The following is a 14,071-nucleotide window of genomic DNA, read 5'->3' as shown; positions in this document are numbered from 1 at the left end:
CGAGAAAGTGCTAAGAGCGTTTAGAGTGGAGTCGAGGGTGATGGAGACGAACGGTCTCCCGGAGTCACGCGACGACTGGTACGCGTTCGTCTCGTCGCTGGTCCGCCAGTACCGGTCGACCCGTACCGGGACGACGCTGACGCTGGTGCTGCTCACCGCCGGCGTGTTCCTGCTGCAGGTCGTCGGGACGTACCTCACGGACGCGTCGTCGGTGCGGGCGCTGACGGCGTTCCTCTACCTCCACGGCGACGACTCGGTGTACCTCCTCTCGCTGTTCCTCCACCGCGGGGTTCCACACTTCCTCTCGAACGTCCTCGTGTTACTGGTTTTGGCCCCGCAGGAGCGCCACTTCTCGCCGCGGGGCTACTGGGCGTTCGTGGCGATCGGCGCCGTCCTCACGCTCGGGGTCGGCTACGCGGTGCTGCTCGCGTACAGTCCGGAGTCGAACGTCGCGTTCTACGGGATCAGCGGCCTCGGCTACGCGCTCGGCGGGTTCGCGCTGGTCCGCGGGATCCGCTTCCGGGGGCGGCTCACGGAGCTGGACGTCGTCGCCGCGCTCGTGGGGCTCTCGTCCGTCGTCGCGGTGGCCGGCAACCTCCTGGCGAGCCTCCCGCACGCACCCGTCGAAGTCAACGGCGGCCACCTGTCCGGGCTCGTCCTCGGGCTCGCGGTCGGGGCGCTGTGGTGCGCCGGGGGAACGGAATCGACCGCGGACGACGCTCAGTAGTCCCCCAGCGACGACTGCCCGCCCGCGCCCCCGTCCGTGAGCCCCGCAAGCTCCGCGGCCGTCCGGATCGTCTCCTCGAACGCGTCGGCCTGGCTCCGGTCGTACAGCGTCGCCGCCGGGTGGAGACACACCAGCAGGCGAACCGCCGCGTCGCCGACGCGGGCGTCGAATACCTCGCCCGCCTCGTTCGTTACCGCGACCGAGCGATCGAGGAGGTGCTGTGAGGGGACCTTTCCGAGCGTAACGACGAGTTCGGGATCGATGCGCGCGAGTTCCTCGGCGAGGTACCCGCGGCAGTTGTCCAGTTCGTCGCTGTGGGGGTCGCGGTTGTCCGGCGGGCGGCAGCGCACGCAGTTGGTGATGCGCACGTCGGCGCGTGCGAGTCCGGCGTCCCGCAGCGCGTCGTCCAGCACCGTCCCCGAGCGGCCGACGAACGGCTCGCCCTGCTCGTCCTCGTTTGCACCCGGCGCCTCGCCGACGAACACGAGGTCGGCGTCGGTCGGCCCGGTCCCGTTGACGATCCGCGATCGGGACTCCGCGAGCGCCGGACAGCGCTCGCAGTCGGACACGCACAGATCCGCGTCCAGCGACTGCTCGCTCATACGCGAACGCGACCCGCCGCGGAGGTAAACCTACCCGTCTCGGGCGCCCTCCGACCCCGAGGTCGGTTCGGCATTCGACGCAGTTCCCGCCCGACGCTCGGCGTACGACCGGCCGGCGCGCGCCGCGAGCCTCGCCACCCGTAGCGGTTCGGGACGACCCTGGCCCTCGGGCGTGTGGGCAGCGACGATCCGGCGAGCAGCGGCGGCATCAGCGCCGACCGGGCGGACCCACAAGTCGGGCTCATCCCCCGGTTCGTCGACGGCTCCGCCGCCGCGAGTCGCCTCGCCGGCGAGGGTGACCGGCTCGCGCTCGGGAAGCGACTCGTAGACGGCCAGCCGTCGGTCGAGCGCCTCGCCGGTGAAGTGCTCGCGCAGGTGCGGTTCAAGGCCGGAGCTTGCCTCGAACGAGACCGCGATGACCGGGCGCTCGGCCGCCTCGTGCACGCGGCGACAGTCGATCAGGTTGAACCACGCCGGAGCGACGCCGGCGAGCAGAACGTGGCGCACGTCCGGGCGCCCGAGCCGGTCGATGCAGTCGACAACCGCGGCGGTCGCGTCGCTTCCGCCGACGGTACACGTCGAAAACGAGAGTCCGTCCACCACGCGGTCGGCGCGGACCGCCGCCGCCGCGACCGTCGCGCGCGCCGGCGGGTCGGCGTCGGATCGGCCGTCGGCCGAGACGGCGACGCCGAGCGCGCGAGTGCCGGACTTCACAGTGCGGTGTGGTGCGGCGGTTGGGTTCCGTCCGGCGAGTGGGGGATCGTCAGTCTTTGATCTCCTCGAGTTTGTCGAGGAGCTCGTCGTTCGAGGCTTCGAACTCGAACTCGATGTCGCCGTCGTGGTCGACGTCGCCGCCGCCGTCGACGGTGTCCTCGTCGAGATCCGAATCGAGCGTCTGGTTCTCCTGTTCGGATTCGTCGTAGCTCCCGAAGCCCATACCAGTTGTACCTAGCCAGTACCGACAGAAATATTTGGGGGGCTGTCCGGCCGAGCGACGAGCGCGCAACCGCGTCGCTGCCGCGGCAGGTCGGCTTTTACACGCGGCACCCCACTGCTCGGATATGGACGCGGTCAACGTCACGAGCGAGGCCGAGGAGTTCACCTGCAACGCCTACTTCGTCGACGGCGCGGTACCGACGCTCGTCGACGCCGGAACGATGCCGGGCGTCGTCGACGTGCTGACCGAGCACACCGACGACCTCGACCGGGTGGTTCTCACGCATCAACACCACGACCACGTGGGCGAGTTGGACGCGGTGCTCGACGCGTTCGACGCGGAACTGTACGCCTACGGCGACCACCCGCGGCGCGACCACGCGCTCGCTGCCGGCGACGAGGTCGGGATCGGCGACGAGACGGCGGAAGTCGTGTACACGCCGGGCCACGCGTCGGACCACGTCTCGCTGGTCACGGAGACCGCGCTGTTCTCCGGAGACGTAGTCGTGTACAACGACGGCGCCTTCGACGACGGGTCGTTCGGCCGAACCGACATGGCCGGCCAGTCACGGGAGCGACTCATCGAGAGCCTTCGAGAGCTGCTCGACCGGCTTCCAGACTCCGTCGAGTCGCTATACGCCGGACACGGCGACACGTTCCACGCCGATGCCGATGGCGATTCCGTTCGCGACGTGATCGAGCGGGCGCTCGCGCGCGCCGAACGTCGTGAGCCGAAGTACCCGGAGGAGTAGGGGCCGCTCGACGCCCTCCGCAGGGAGAACGGCGGAACCATCGCTAGCGACGCTGTGGGCCGAAGGAACGGGCGAGATGTCCGGGCGCGACGCCCGGTCGGCGCCGTTAGGCGGTCCGGGGCTCCTTCGCCTTGGGGCGGAGGTTCCCGTAGCCGCACTTGCGACAGTTGTCCGCGCGCTTCGGGTTCCGGGCGTTGCATCGCATGCAGATGAGTTTATCGAGCGTACGGCGCTCGGCCGCCTCGAAAGATGCCATACGTGTGTGAAGCGGCCGCGCCCGTGTTAACGGTTGCGAGTCGGATCGGAACCCGCACGGCGCTGGTTGTCGGTACGCAAGCCCGACGGAGAATCGCTCGGCTGCGACTGGATCGACGGCTACCCGGCGTTACGCGCCGGCCTGCGCGAGGGCCTCCTCGAGGTCCTCGCGCTGGGTGACGCCGACGAAGCGGTCGACGACGCCGTCGTCGTTCTCGACGATGAGGGTCGGGAGCGAGCGAACCTGATACTGGTTCGCGATCTCCTGCTCCTCCTCGACGTCGACCTTCTCGAAGCTCACGTCGGGGTAGTCTTCCTCGAGTTCGTCGAGGATCGGGTCCTGGGTCTTACAGGGGCCACACCAGTCCGCGTAGAAGTCCTTGAGTCGGACGCTCATACCGACCGCCCGTTGCGACGGGGCGCGCATAAGGATTACTCACTGGCCGTTCTTGCGGGCCGGCCGCCACCGGGTGCCGGCCGCGCTTGACCGCCGGTCGAAAGGCTTACGCAGGGGACCGACGTTCGTCGATGTATGAGCAGCGGCCAAAACAGCGGCGGCCTGATGTCCAGCGCGGGGCTCGTCCGCTATTTCGACGCGGAGGACCGCAACGCGATCCGGATCGACCCGAAGACCGTCGTCGCCTTCGGGCTCCTCTTCGGCATCCTCGTGTTGATCCTTGGGTTCGCGTTCTGACTCCGTCCGAACGACAGCTTTTCACTCGCAGCCCGTCGATTCTCCTCCATGAAAGCGGGCGTTATCGCCGTCCAGGGCGACGTCTCGGAGCACGCCGACACGGTTCGCCGCGCGGCCGCGAGCCACGGCGTCGACGTGGAGGTCGTCGAGATCCGCGACGCCGGCGTCGTCCCGGAGTGTGACGTGTTGCTCATGCCCGGCGGGGAGTCGACGACGATCTCCCGGCTGCTGCGCGAGGAGGGCATCGACGAAGAGATACGCGCGCACGTCGCCGCGGATAAGCCGCTGCTCGCGACGTGCGCGGGGCTCATCGTCGCCTCCCGCGACGCCAAGGACGACCGGGTGGCGACGCTGGACGTGCTCGACGTGAGTGTCGACCGCAACGCGTTCGGTCGGCAGGCGGACTCCTTCGAGGCGCCGCTGGCCGTGACCGGGCTCGACGAGCCGTTCCCGGCGGTGTTCATCCGCGCGCCCGTCATAGACGAGGTCGATGAGGGGGTCGAGATACTCGCCGAGTGGGACGGCGACCCGGTCGCCGTCAAGCAGGGCTCGGTGATCGCTACCTCGTTCCACCCCGAGTTGACGCCCGACTCCCGGATCCACGATCTGGCGTTCTTCGGGCAGGAACACGCGGCGCTCCCGGCGGACACCGACGCGGACGCGGAGGCCGACGCGTGAGCGACGACGCCGCGGCCGACACAGACCCTGATGTCTCCGACGGCGACTCCGTCCCCGAGTCGGACACAGTCGCCGACGAGGAGGTGCTCGACGCGCTGTTCGCGACGATCGAGGACCGAAAGGAGCGCCTCCCCGAGGGTTCCTACACCGCCTCGCTGTTCACCCACGAGAAGGGCGAGAACGCGGTGCTCGAGAAGATCGGGGAGGAGGCGACCGAGACGATCCTCGCGGCGAAAGACGACGACGCCGATGAGCTGACCGCGGAGGCGGCCGACCTCGTCTACCACCTGCTCGTGTTGTTCGCGCGGAAGGACCTCGACGTGGCGGACCTGCAGGCGGAGCTGCGCGATCGCTTCTGAGATCCGGGTCCCGCTCGGCCCGGGTCGTCGTCGTGTGGAAATTCTGACGGACCCGGTGTCCTTATCGGGGTCGCCGGCGCACGGCGGGGTATGCAGGCAGTCACACTCGGTCCCGCCGGCACGTACTCCCATCGCGCCGCGCGAGCCGTCGCCGACGACGTCGCCTTCCGCGAGTCGGTCACGGCCATCGTCGAGGCGGTGGCCGACGGCGAGTACGACCGCGGGGTCGTCCCCGTCGAGAACAGCATCGAGGGCAGCGTCACCGAGAGTCTCGACGCGCTCACCGAGGCGGACGTGGCGGTCGTCCGCGAGATCGTCACGCCGATCCGCCACGCGCTGTTGGCGCAAGCGGAGACGTTCGACGTGGTTGCCTCGCACTCGCAGGCGCTCGCGCAGTGTCGCGACTACCTGGAGCGCGAGTACCCCGACGCCCGGCGAGAGGCCGTCGCCTCCACGGCCCGCGGCGTCGAGCGGGCCCGCGAGGACTCGACGGTCGCCGGCATCGGCCACCCCGCGAACGCCACGGCCGACGACGGCGGCGTCGACCTCCGTGTCCTCGCGGAGGACATTCAGGACCAGTCGTCGAACGCGACGCGGTTTCTCGTCATCGCCGGCGACGACGAACGAACCGAGGCCGGCGGCAAGACCTCGGTCGTCGTCTACCCCAGCGCGAACTACCCCGGGCTGCTGCTGGAGTTGCTCGAGGCGTTCGCCGACCGCGACGTGAACCTCTCGCGGATCGAGTCGCGCCCGAGCGGCGAGCGCCTCGGCGACTACCTGTTCCACATCGACTTCGAGGCCGGCCTGTACGAGGAGCGGGCACAGGCGGCGCTCGCCGACGTGGAGGACCTCGTCGGCAACGGATGGGTCCGCGTCCTCGGTTCGTACGACACCGAGCACGTGGTGTACTGAGCCGGTCCGCGACCCGAACCGATAGCTGCTGGACCGGGTGGCGAACAGGCGACACCTCGCGACAGCACCCCGACGCCGGCGTCGCGCACCCGCTTCCCGTCGGGGACCGTGCTCACCGCACGGGGGCTCTGGTCACGGCTTCCGACTTCAACGTTCGCGAGAAGGAAGGGGAGAGTCCGTCGTTGTCGCCGGCACGTCAGTGGGTCGGAGCGGATCACCGGTGGACCGGTGGCGACCCGATGGCGGACCGCGCGGCCCGTCACTCGGCGGCGGCGACCTCGCCGGCGTGGTACGCCTCGGCGTACTCGACGAAGTTGCTCAGGACCTTCAGTCCGGTCTCCCCGCTCTTCTCCGGGTGGAACTGCGTGCCGATCACGTTTCCCGCCTCGTTGGCTGCGACGGCCGCGAATCGGCGGCCGTACTCGCAGGAGGCGATGGTGCGATCGGTCACGTCCGCGCAGTACGAGTGGACGAAGTACGCGTAGTCGCCGGCCTCGATCCCGTCCGTGATCGGGTGATCGCGCTCGGGCACGAGTTCGTTCCAGCCCATGTGCGGGACCTTCACGGAGTCGGGAAGTCGCTCGACGCGTCCCGGGATGAGACCGAGCCCCTCGACGGTCTCGCCCTCGGGCACGCCCTCGGTGCTCTCCTCGTACATGAGCTGGAGTCCGACGCAGACGCCGAGTATCGGCGTGTCTTCGGCCTTCTCGATCAGCACGTCGTGGAACGGCTCGGAGTTGTTCACGCACTCCTGAAACGCGCCGACGCCCGGGAGCACGAGCGCATCCGCGTCGCGGATCGCGTCGGGATCGTCGGAAACCGTCACGTCCGCGCCGGCCCGTTCGAGTCCGCGGCGGAGGCTCCGGAGGTTGCCCACGCCGTAGTCGATGACGGTGACGTTCATATCCGACCTGCGGGACGGGCGGTGAAAACGGTTACCCGTCGGTGCCCGCGTCCGCGGGGCGTCGGCGTCGGAGAGACCGTTTCTCGGGCCGTGAAGCGGGCTACCACGCGTCCAGCGGTGTTTAATAGCTGACGAGACGTTCTCTGTATCGGTGACATTCCATGAGTAATATGACTCCCTTCGACGAGATGAACCGGATGTTCGACCGCATGTCCCGCAACGTCGGGCGGCTGGACTGGGGCGACCTCGACGGGATGCGACGCTCGGGCATCGACGTCGACATGGCCGAGTACGACGACGAGATCACGGTGATGGCCGACCTCCCCGGCTTCGAGACGGAGGACATGGACCTGACCGTCCGCGACGGCGTCCTCTCGATTCGCGCCGAGCACGAGGTCAGCCACGACGAGGGCGACGATTCGGGCGCGTACCTGCGCCGCGAGCGCCGCGCCGAGTCGCTGCGCCGCTCGATCACCCTTCCCGCAGAGGTCCGCGAGGACGACGCGAGTGCGACCTACTCGAACGGCGTGCTCTCCGTTACTCTCCCCAAGGTCCACGCGGACGAGGAGGGCGACGAGGGCCACCACATCGACGTGAACTGATCCGAGGGTGGACCTGACTCCCGCTTTCTTCTGATCTCTTCGTCTATCTCCTCTACCATTCTCGTCCGCTTTCGTCCCCGTTAGCGCTCCTTCGTCACTTCTCGACTGACCCGATCGACTGCGACCTCGACCGACTCCCGCCACTTCTCCGGGAGGTCGCCGCCTCGTTTCGGAGGGTCGATCCCGAGCGTGACCGCCGTGAACGTCGCCGCCGGCACCGTCTCGGCGACGCGCTCGCCGACGAAGGCGGCGTTACGCCGCTTCGTGCTCACGCCGCCCGACGCGAGATCGTAGTAGCGGCTGAACAGTTGGACGACGTGGACGGCCTCGAACGACGACGCCAGATCCGTCTCCGCGAGTTCGCGGAACAGTTTCACCGTGTTGTTCGCGGGATCGGCACGGCGCCACTCCAGTTCGACGAGGACGAGCGCGCCACCCACGCCCGCCACGTCGACCGGCGTGTCGCCGACAGCGTACTCCTCGTGCCACTCGTACTCGGGGAGGGCGCATGCGAGGCGCTCGCGCAGGCGACGTTGGACCATGGTCGCGGTCTCGCCCATGGACGGCTGTCACGTGGGCCGAGCTTGAACCCGGCGACGGCGACGCCCGGCGAGCATCCCCGTTCGATGGCCATCCGACTCGCCGGAGTCGACGCCGACTTGAGCACCGCTCGTGTTCTATCGTCCGTGTCCGATCCCACGGCGTCGACGGAGCCGATCCCCGGAACGCCCCGCGACCGCGCGGTCGCCGCCGCCGCGTCGGGGCTCGCCGCGGTCCACCTCGGTGTATCGCTGTCGGGCGTCCTCGCCTTCCTCGACGTGCCGGGATGGTCCGGCGGGATCGCGGGGCCACTCGATGGCGGCCTTCTCGCGGGCGTCGTCGCGCTCGCGGCCCTCGCGGGCGCGTGGCGCGGCGGCGCGGCGGCAAGCGCGACGACCCGTGCTCGCCGGGTCGAGGTCGCCGGCGGCCTGATCGTCCTGCCGGGCGCGTGGGTGGCGCTGCTCGCGGCGTTCGTCCCGCGAACGGTGTTCGTCGATCTCCCGTTCGTCCTGCTTCCGCTCGTCGGTAACCTCCTGCCGGCGTTGGCGGTGCTCGTCGTCGTGTACGGCTTCGGTCCGTTCGCGGTCGGCCCCGACGCGCGGCGCGACGTGGATCTCGACTGGAACGAACGAGAGTGAGAGTGTGGGGGTGAGCGTGTGAGGAGCAGTCGCGCCCGCTACTCCGCGATGTCGATCGCCGGGCGACCCGGCTCGGCCTTGTTCGCGACCGCGTCGTCGGCCTCCTCGGCCGACAGCACCCGAACCGGCGCCTCGAACTCACGTTCGATGAGCCACGCCGCCGCCTCCAGCGCCTCCCGCTCGCGCTCGGGCGCCAGCGTGAGACGCAGCGCCTCGCGCTCGGCCTGCAGATCCTTCGCGTAGTCGGAGGCGGCCGAGCCGTGCCGCTGGATCTCGGGCTTCTGCATCAGCTCGCCGACCAGGTTCGGCGCGTCGCTGTCGACGGCGATCGCCAGCGCCTCGTGTTTCCACTCGGGCGCGACGACCACGTCGACGCGCTCGGGGTCCTCGATCCCCGCCACGTCGACGATGTTGCGCACGTCCTCGCGGGTGTTCTCGACCAGTTGGCGGCGCTTGTCGACTTCCTCCAGGTCGGCGTCGGCAGTCTGCCAGTCGGCGTCGACCAGCAGTCCGTCGCCGGCGGTCAGCTCCGCGTACAGTTCCTCGGTCAGGTGCGGCGCGACCGGCGCCAGCAGTTTGATCGCCGCCTCCAGCCCGCGCTCGAACGTGGGCGCGTGCACCTCGTCGACGTACGCGCGGTAGCTTCGCAGCGTTCCGACCAGCTGCTGTGCCTCGCGCGTCGCCAGATCGAAGCCCAGGTCGTCGAAGTTCTCGGTGGCGACGGCGACCGCGGCGTCGACCTCCGAGCGGACGTACCGGGCGGCCGGATCGGCGTCGTCCGGATCCGCCCCGGCGCCGGCGTCGTTCCCGGCGAACGAGCGCACGGTCTCGGCCAGCCGACCCAGGAACCGGTGGGTCGACTTGACGCCCTCCTCGGACCAATCAAAGGCGGTGTCCGGGCGGGCAGCCTGCATCATGAACAGGCGCGCGGTGTCGGCGCCGTACTCGTCGACGATGCGCTGGGGGGAGACGGTGTTGCCCTTCGACTTGGACATCTTCTCGCCCTCCAACTGCACCATGCCCTGTCCCAGCAGGTTCGTGAACGGCTCGCGGTGTTCCAGCATGTCCATGTCCGCGATGGCCTTCGTGGCGAACCGCGCGTACAGCAGGTGCATCACCGCGTGCTCCAGCCCGCCGACGTACTGGTCGACCGGCATCCAGTCGTTCGCGCGCTCCACGTCGAACGGCGCGTCGTCCAGGTCCGGCGAGACGTACCGCAGGAAGTACCACGAGGAGTCGACGAACGTGTCCATCGTGTCCGTTTCGCGCACCGCGTCGGCGCCGCAGTCGGGACAGGTGGTGTGTTTCCACTCAGTGGCGGCGTCCAGCGGGTTCCCGGTCGTGTTGACGAACTCCGGCAGCTCGACCGGCAGGTCCTCCTCGGGAACCATGACGGGACCGCAGTCGTCGCAGTGGATCACCGGGATCGGGGTCCCCCAGTAGCGCTGGCGGGAGATCAGCCAGTCGCGCAGGCGGTACTGCGTGTGGAACGCGGCGGAGTCGATGTCGGTGGTCAGCGCCTCGCGCGCCTCCGCGCTCGACAGACCGTCGTACTCGCCGCTGTTGACGACGACGCCGTCCTCGGTGGAGGCGCCCTCGCTCACGTCGGGGATCTCCGGCTCGGCATCGCCGTCGGATTCGGGCGCGACGACGGGGACGATGTCGACGCCCATGCGCTCGGCGAAGGCGTGGTCGCGCTCGTCGTGGCCCGGGACGCCCATCAGCGCGCCCGTCCCCACGTCCGAGAGGACGAAGTCGGCGACGAACACGGGCACCTCCTCGCCGGTTGCGGGGTTGGTCGCGGTCAGCCCCGTCTCGATGCCGTTCGGCTCGTCGCCGTCGGGGTCGGCGACCTCCTCGACGAAGTGGCGGATATCGTCGTCCTCGGCGGCCAGCTCCTCCGAGATGGGGTGATCCGGCGCCAGCGCGAAGAACGTCGCGCCGTAGATGGTGTCCAGTCGGGTGGTGAACGCCTCGACTGGACCGTGGTTCTCGACACGGAACTCCACCCTGGAGCCCTCCTGCTTGCCGATCCAGTTGCGCTGCATCTCGCGGACGCTGTCGGGCCACCCCTCCAGGTCGTCGATGGCCGACCGCAGTTCGTCGGCGTACGCGGTGATCCCCAGCGTCCACTGGTCCAACTCGCGCTGCTCGACCAGCGTGTCACAGCGCCAGCAGTGTTCGTCCTCTCCTTCGACCTGCTCGTCCGCCAGGACGGTCTCACAGGAGGGACACCAGTTCACCTCGGCGGCGCGGCGCTCGACCAGCCCCTCCTCGTGGAACTGTTGGAACAGCCACTGGTTCCAGCGGTAGTACTCCGGCTCACAGGTGGTGATCTCGCGGTCCCAGTCGTAGCCGAAGCCCATCGCCTCCATCTGCCCGCGCATGGTGTCGATGCAGTCCATCGTCCAGTCGCGCGGGTTCGAGTCGCGTTCCTTGGCGGCGTTCTCGGCGGGCAGCCCGAACGAGTCCCACCCCATCGGGTGGAGCACGTCGTCGCCGCGCATCCGCCGGTAGCGGGCGTACGCGTCCGTGATCGTGTAGTTGCGGACGTGGCCCATGTGGAGCTTCCCCGACGGGTACGGGAACATCCCCAGCACGTACGTCGGATCCTCGGCGTCGTCCGGCGTCCGGTAGGCGTCGGCCTCCGCCCACGCCTCCTGCCAGCGTCGTTCGACCGCCGTGTGGTCGTAACCCTCCTCGGACATTTCTTATGTGCTCGTTCGGCCGCTTCCACCCCTATACCTTTCCATCGAACACAGCGGTAGTTGCCAACACGGAGCACGGTTTCGGAGCCCGCCAACCGACACAAGCGATATGCTGTTATCCGATCTATCCGTAGGCATGAGTGCCGATATCGACACCCGCGATGCGGCCGACGACGCCGGACTCCTGAAGACGGCCTACCGGACTGTCACGCCCGGGTACACGTCGCACTCGGACGACGAGATGAACGCGGTCGGGTGGACGATCTTCCTCGGGCTGCTCGTGATCCTGTTCCCGCTGCTTCCGTTCGTCGCCGTCGTCTGGGGCGTGACCAAGGTGATCGAGGCGATCACCGGCGACGCCGAGTAGTACGCCGCCGCGGAAGTAGTACGCTCCCGTGGACAGTCGGCGGACCTACTCCGCGAGGCCCAGCAGGTCGAACTCGTAGCCGTTGTCGCGCTCGTTCGCGTGCTCGTACACGACGTGAGCGGCGGCCACGTCCTGGATCGCCAGGCCCGTGGAGTCGAACACGGTGATGCCGTCCGCGTCGGTGCGGCCGTCCTTCTCGCCGACGACGATCTCGCCGATCTGGCCGTAGATGTCGTCGTCGCCGAGGACGCCCGCCGCGTAGGGGACGTTGATCTCCCCGGAGTGGGTCGTCTGCTCGTAGTCGTCGATGACGAGCTTCGCGTCGAGTAGCACCTCGTCCCCGAGTTCGTGTTTTCCCTCGGCGTCGGCGCCCATCGCGTTGATGTGGGTGTGGTCGCCGACGGCGTCGCGGGGGACGATCGGCTCCTCGACGGGCGTCACCGTCGAGAGCACGTCACAGCCGGCGGCCTCCTCGATGGAGCCGGCGCGCACGTCGAAGCGGCCCTCGAAGGCGTCGATGAAGCGGGCGACGCGCTCCTCCGAGAGATCGGAGATCACGACCTCCTCGATGTCGCGGACGGACGAGATCGCCTCGAGTTGGGTGTACGACTGGACGCCGGCGCCGACGATCCCCAGCGAGGAGGCGTCCGAGACGGCGAGGTGGTCGGTGGCGACGGCGGCGGCGGCGCCCGTGCGCTTCATCGTCAGCTCCGTGCCGTCGAGGATCGCCAACGGGAACGCGTTCTTCGGGTCCGAGTAGATCATCGTCCCCATCACCGTCGGGAGGTCGTACTGCTCCTCGTTGTCCGTGTGGACGTTAACCCACTTGACGCCCGCCGCGTCCCAGTCGCCGGCGTCGAGGTAGGCGGGCATCGACCGGAAGTCGCCGTTGTACGACGGGAGATCGATGTAGCTCTTGGGCGGCATCTGGGCGTCGCCGCGCTGATAGGCGGCGAACGCCTCCTCGATCGCGGGCACGAGTTCGTCCATCTCGGCGTTCTCGTGCACGTCGTCGCTGTTGAGCAGCAGCGTCTTCATGATCGCAAGAATTGCGCGGGCCGATTAGAACCCACCGGTACGGCGTCGCGGTCGGCGGGACACCGCGCGGGAGTCGGACCGTAGGCAGGATCGGTCGATGCGGGGTCGAACCGTGTCGGCGACGGCACAGCCCCGGATTAAGTCAGCTTAATTGGGCTTATCAAGCGTCGAAACGCCCGAATTCGGCTTTCGGGTCTTCACTCCTCTTTACCCCGGAGGCCACACGGGCGAGTGCAACATGACCCGAACGAAACTCGCCGCGATCGCACTCGCGGCTCTGCTCGTAGTGACCGGTGTCGCCGCCGCGGCCCCGGGGAACGCCCCCGCGGACGCCGGCGCGAACGACGGAACGGTCGGCCAGGCCGGCCCGCCGACCGACCTCCCCGGCCCGGTGCCGGACTTCGTGGGCGACATCCACGACACGATCCGGTCGTTCCTCGACGGCGGCGTTGATACCCTCGGCGAGGCCGTCTCCGGGATCGCCGGCGGCGACGACGCTGGCGGTGATTCGGCTGACGCCGACGGCGACACGACCGACGCCGCCGACGAGACCTCCGACGCGTAACGTACGCCATCCGGCCGCTGACGCGCTACACGTCCGCTGACGCTGTCGGCCCTCACGCGGATCGGCTCGATTTCTCGGACACTCGGTCGCACAGACGACCGTTTGTGTCTCCGGAAGGCACTTTCCGTGCTGCGTTGTACGACGGAGCGTCATGCCCTCCAGATCGACGCCGTTGGCTGTCCTCCTCGTCGTCGTGATCGTCACGGCCGGCTGTCTCGGAAGCCCGGCGCCGGGGACGGGAACGGGGACGGTCACCGACGGCACGCCGACGCCCACTTCGTCGCCGACCCCCACGTCATCGCCGACGCCGCCGAGCGAGACGCCGACGTACACGCCGCCGGGGACGGAGTACGCCTCCGAACAGCCGGACGCCTCCCACTCCGTCACGGTGACGAACGACTGGAACCGGAGCGTGACGGTCCGGGTGACTGTCGTCCGCGAAGCGACGAACGAGACGGTCTACGAGGGGACGCACGACCTCGACGCCGGCGAGGAACAGGTCGTCTACGACACGGCTGAGGCGGACCCCGACGGGATCGAACGGTTCACGATCACGGCGACCGCAGTGAACGCGACCGAGTCGGTTACGATCGAGACCTCGCTGTGCTACGGGAACGCCTACGTCGAGATCACGTCCGACGGCGAGCTGTATCCGTACTACGCGATCTGCTGAGCGGCGCCGTCTCCGAGCAACGCTGTCGCTCGTGAGTTGAACGCGGCGTCGAAAGAAGTCGAAGGTTCGGTCGGAGGCGAGACGACGGTCGGGTGCGCGTGTGAGTGGTTAGGCTGTACCC

Annotated in this window: 20 protein-coding genes; 11 read left to right on the top strand and 9 right to left on the bottom strand. The window is 69.0% G+C overall.

The genetic code is table 11. The features are described 5' to 3' along the window. Positions 1–40: 40 nt before the first annotated feature. Positions 41–727, top strand: coding sequence for a rhomboid family intramembrane serine protease (locus ABJD39_RS04960; RefSeq protein ID WP_348612694.1), 687 nt, complete (start codon positions 41–43; stop codon positions 725–727). Here the strand turns inward: ABJD39_RS04960 and ABJD39_RS04955 are convergent. From ABJD39_RS04955 to ABJD39_RS04945, 3 genes are read right to left on the bottom strand one after another with little or no spacing between them, the layout of a single operon-like run. Then, positions 721–1,329, bottom strand: coding sequence for a uracil-DNA glycosylase (locus ABJD39_RS04955; RefSeq protein ID WP_348612692.1), 609 nt, complete (start codon positions 1,327–1,329; stop codon positions 721–723). The genes ABJD39_RS04960 and ABJD39_RS04955 overlap by 7 nt on opposite strands. A 30-nt stretch (positions 1,330–1,359) precedes the next feature. Continuing rightward, a complete protein-coding gene (locus ABJD39_RS04950) occupies positions 1,360–2,043 on the bottom strand; it encodes a DUF99 family protein (protein WP_348612690.1) in 684 nt (227 codons plus the stop codon). A gap of 49 nt (positions 2,044–2,092) precedes the next feature. Next, positions 2,093–2,266: a DUF5786 family protein gene (locus tag ABJD39_RS04945; RefSeq protein ID WP_348612688.1), complete on the bottom strand. Its 174-nt coding sequence runs from the start codon at positions 2,264–2,266 to the stop codon at positions 2,093–2,095. A gap of 124 nt (positions 2,267–2,390) precedes the next feature. Between ABJD39_RS04945 and ABJD39_RS04940 the strand changes: the two genes are divergently transcribed. Next, positions 2,391–3,017 carry an MBL fold metallo-hydrolase gene (locus ABJD39_RS04940; protein ID WP_348612686.1) on the top strand — a complete coding sequence of 209 codons (627 nt, stop codon included), beginning with the start codon at positions 2,391–2,393 and terminating at the stop codon, positions 3,015–3,017. 106 nt (positions 3,018–3,123) lie between these two features. Here the strand turns inward: ABJD39_RS04940 and ABJD39_RS04935 are convergent, their stop codons facing one another. Next, the gene (locus ABJD39_RS04935) at positions 3,124–3,273 is read right to left on the bottom strand and encodes a 50S ribosomal protein L40e (RefSeq protein WP_222916830.1); all 150 of its coding nucleotides are present in this window, start codon (positions 3,271–3,273) and stop codon (positions 3,124–3,126) included. A gap of 129 nt (positions 3,274–3,402) precedes the next feature. Further along, positions 3,403–3,669 (bottom strand): thioredoxin family protein, encoded by a 267-nt coding sequence (locus ABJD39_RS04930; RefSeq protein WP_159668971.1) that lies wholly within the window; start codon positions 3,667–3,669, stop codon positions 3,403–3,405. A 135-nt stretch (positions 3,670–3,804) separates the two neighbouring features. Here ABJD39_RS04930 and ABJD39_RS04925 point away from each other — a divergent pair, with 135 nt between their 5' ends. From ABJD39_RS04925 to pheA, 4 genes are all read left to right on the top strand, one after another. Beyond that, positions 3,805–3,966: a preprotein translocase subunit Sec61beta gene (locus ABJD39_RS04925; RefSeq protein WP_073306607.1), complete on the top strand. Its 162-nt coding sequence runs from the start codon at positions 3,805–3,807 to the stop codon at positions 3,964–3,966. A 48-nt stretch (positions 3,967–4,014) separates the two neighbouring features. After that, on the top strand, positions 4,015–4,644 hold the full coding sequence (pdxT, locus tag ABJD39_RS04920) for a pyridoxal 5'-phosphate synthase glutaminase subunit PdxT (protein WP_348612683.1): 630 nt from the start codon (positions 4,015–4,017) through the stop codon (positions 4,642–4,644). Between the two features lie 83 nt (positions 4,645–4,727). After that, entirely contained in the window at positions 4,728–5,003 is a 276-nt protein-coding gene (gene hisE, locus ABJD39_RS04915; protein WP_348613703.1) for a phosphoribosyl-ATP diphosphatase, read from the top strand. Positions 5,004–5,093: 90 nt separating this feature from the next. Beyond that, positions 5,094–5,915: a prephenate dehydratase gene (gene pheA, locus ABJD39_RS04910; protein WP_348612681.1), complete on the top strand. Its 822-nt coding sequence runs from the start codon at positions 5,094–5,096 to the stop codon at positions 5,913–5,915. A gap of 259 nt (positions 5,916–6,174) precedes the next feature. On the opposite strand, the gene hisH is transcribed toward pheA, so the two are convergent. After that, positions 6,175–6,819, bottom strand: a complete 645-nt coding sequence (gene hisH, locus ABJD39_RS04905; protein WP_348612679.1) for an imidazole glycerol phosphate synthase subunit HisH — start codon at positions 6,817–6,819, stop codon at positions 6,175–6,177. Positions 6,820–6,989: 170 nt separating this feature from the next. Between hisH and ABJD39_RS04900 the strand changes: the two genes are divergently transcribed. Continuing rightward, positions 6,990–7,421: an Hsp20/alpha crystallin family protein gene (locus tag ABJD39_RS04900; protein ID WP_348612677.1), complete on the top strand. Its 432-nt coding sequence runs from the start codon at positions 6,990–6,992 to the stop codon at positions 7,419–7,421. Between the two features lie 80 nt (positions 7,422–7,501). On the opposite strand, the gene ABJD39_RS04895 is transcribed toward ABJD39_RS04900, so the two are convergent. Then, positions 7,502–7,981 carry a hypothetical protein gene (locus ABJD39_RS04895; protein ID WP_348612675.1) on the bottom strand — a complete coding sequence of 160 codons (480 nt, stop codon included), beginning with the start codon at positions 7,979–7,981 and terminating at the stop codon, positions 7,502–7,504. A 126-nt stretch (positions 7,982–8,107) separates the two neighbouring features. Here ABJD39_RS04895 and ABJD39_RS04890 point away from each other — a divergent pair, with 126 nt between their 5' ends. Further along, complete coding sequence (locus ABJD39_RS04890; RefSeq protein ID WP_348612673.1) at positions 8,108–8,599, top strand: hypothetical protein; 492 nt, start codon at positions 8,108–8,110, stop codon at positions 8,597–8,599. Positions 8,600–8,637: 38 nt separating this feature from the next. On the opposite strand, the gene leuS is transcribed toward ABJD39_RS04890, so the two are convergent. Next, positions 8,638–11,307, bottom strand: a complete 2,670-nt coding sequence (gene leuS, locus ABJD39_RS04885; RefSeq protein WP_348612671.1) for a leucine--tRNA ligase — start codon at positions 11,305–11,307, stop codon at positions 8,638–8,640. Between the two features lie 136 nt (positions 11,308–11,443). Here leuS and ABJD39_RS04880 point away from each other — a divergent pair, with 136 nt between their 5' ends. Beyond that, positions 11,444–11,674, top strand: a complete 231-nt coding sequence (locus ABJD39_RS04880; RefSeq protein ID WP_348612669.1) for a DUF7535 family protein — start codon at positions 11,444–11,446, stop codon at positions 11,672–11,674. A 45-nt stretch (positions 11,675–11,719) separates the two neighbouring features. Here ABJD39_RS04880 and ABJD39_RS04875 read toward each other — a convergent pair whose 3' ends face one another. Further along, entirely contained in the window at positions 11,720–12,715 is a 996-nt protein-coding gene (locus ABJD39_RS04875) for an ornithine cyclodeaminase family protein (protein ID WP_348613702.1), read from the bottom strand. Positions 12,716–12,950: 235 nt separating this feature from the next. On the opposite strand from ABJD39_RS04875, the gene ABJD39_RS04870 reads away from it, so the two are divergent. Together ABJD39_RS04870 and ABJD39_RS04865 are read left to right on the top strand one after the other, a co-directional pair. Continuing rightward, entirely contained in the window at positions 12,951–13,277 is a 327-nt protein-coding gene (locus tag ABJD39_RS04870) for a hypothetical protein (RefSeq protein ID WP_348612667.1), read from the top strand. A gap of 151 nt (positions 13,278–13,428) precedes the next feature. Continuing rightward, positions 13,429–13,950, top strand: coding sequence for a hypothetical protein (locus tag ABJD39_RS04865; RefSeq protein WP_348612665.1), 522 nt, complete (start codon positions 13,429–13,431; stop codon positions 13,948–13,950). Positions 13,951–14,071: the final 121 nt, after the last annotated feature.

It is taken from the genome of Halobaculum rarum (assembly GCF_040025155.1).
GTDB lineage: Archaea > Halobacteriota > Halobacteria > Halobacteriales > Haloferacaceae > Halobaculum > Halobaculum rarum.
This window is presented reverse-complemented; position numbering and strand designations above follow the sequence as displayed.

Excerpts from the sequence above, each read along its gene's own strand:
- ABJD39_RS04960 (WP_348612694.1), top strand. The coding sequence starts at position 41 with ATGGAGACGAACGGTCTCCCGGAGTCACGCGACGACTGGTACGCGTTC.
- ABJD39_RS04955 (WP_348612692.1), bottom strand. The coding sequence starts at position 1,329 with ATGAGCGAGCAGTCGCTGGACGCGGATCTGTGCGTGTCCGACTGCGAG.
- ABJD39_RS04945 (WP_348612688.1), bottom strand. The coding sequence starts at position 2,266 with ATGGGCTTCGGGAGCTACGACGAATCCGAACAGGAGAACCAGACGCTC.
- ABJD39_RS04940 (WP_348612686.1), top strand. The coding sequence starts at position 2,391 with ATGGACGCGGTCAACGTCACGAGCGAGGCCGAGGAGTTCACCTGCAAC.
- ABJD39_RS04935 (WP_222916830.1), bottom strand. The coding sequence starts at position 3,273 with ATGGCATCTTTCGAGGCGGCCGAGCGCCGTACGCTCGATAAACTCATC.
- ABJD39_RS04930 (WP_159668971.1), bottom strand. The coding sequence starts at position 3,669 with ATGAGCGTCCGACTCAAGGACTTCTACGCGGACTGGTGTGGCCCCTGT.
- ABJD39_RS04925 (WP_073306607.1), top strand. The coding sequence starts at position 3,805 with ATGAGCAGCGGCCAAAACAGCGGCGGCCTGATGTCCAGCGCGGGGCTC.
- pdxT (WP_348612683.1), top strand. The coding sequence starts at position 4,015 with ATGAAAGCGGGCGTTATCGCCGTCCAGGGCGACGTCTCGGAGCACGCC.
- pheA (WP_348612681.1), top strand. The coding sequence starts at position 5,094 with ATGCAGGCAGTCACACTCGGTCCCGCCGGCACGTACTCCCATCGCGCC.
- hisH (WP_348612679.1), bottom strand. The coding sequence starts at position 6,819 with ATGAACGTCACCGTCATCGACTACGGCGTGGGCAACCTCCGGAGCCTC.
- ABJD39_RS04900 (WP_348612677.1), top strand. The coding sequence starts at position 6,990 with ATGACTCCCTTCGACGAGATGAACCGGATGTTCGACCGCATGTCCCGC.
- ABJD39_RS04895 (WP_348612675.1), bottom strand. The coding sequence starts at position 7,981 with ATGGGCGAGACCGCGACCATGGTCCAACGTCGCCTGCGCGAGCGCCTC.
- leuS (WP_348612671.1), bottom strand. The coding sequence starts at position 11,307 with ATGTCCGAGGAGGGTTACGACCACACGGCGGTCGAACGACGCTGGCAG.
- ABJD39_RS04880 (WP_348612669.1), top strand. The coding sequence starts at position 11,444 with ATGAGTGCCGATATCGACACCCGCGATGCGGCCGACGACGCCGGACTC.
- ABJD39_RS04870 (WP_348612667.1), top strand. The coding sequence starts at position 12,951 with ATGACCCGAACGAAACTCGCCGCGATCGCACTCGCGGCTCTGCTCGTA.
- ABJD39_RS04865 (WP_348612665.1), top strand. The coding sequence starts at position 13,429 with ATGCCCTCCAGATCGACGCCGTTGGCTGTCCTCCTCGTCGTCGTGATC.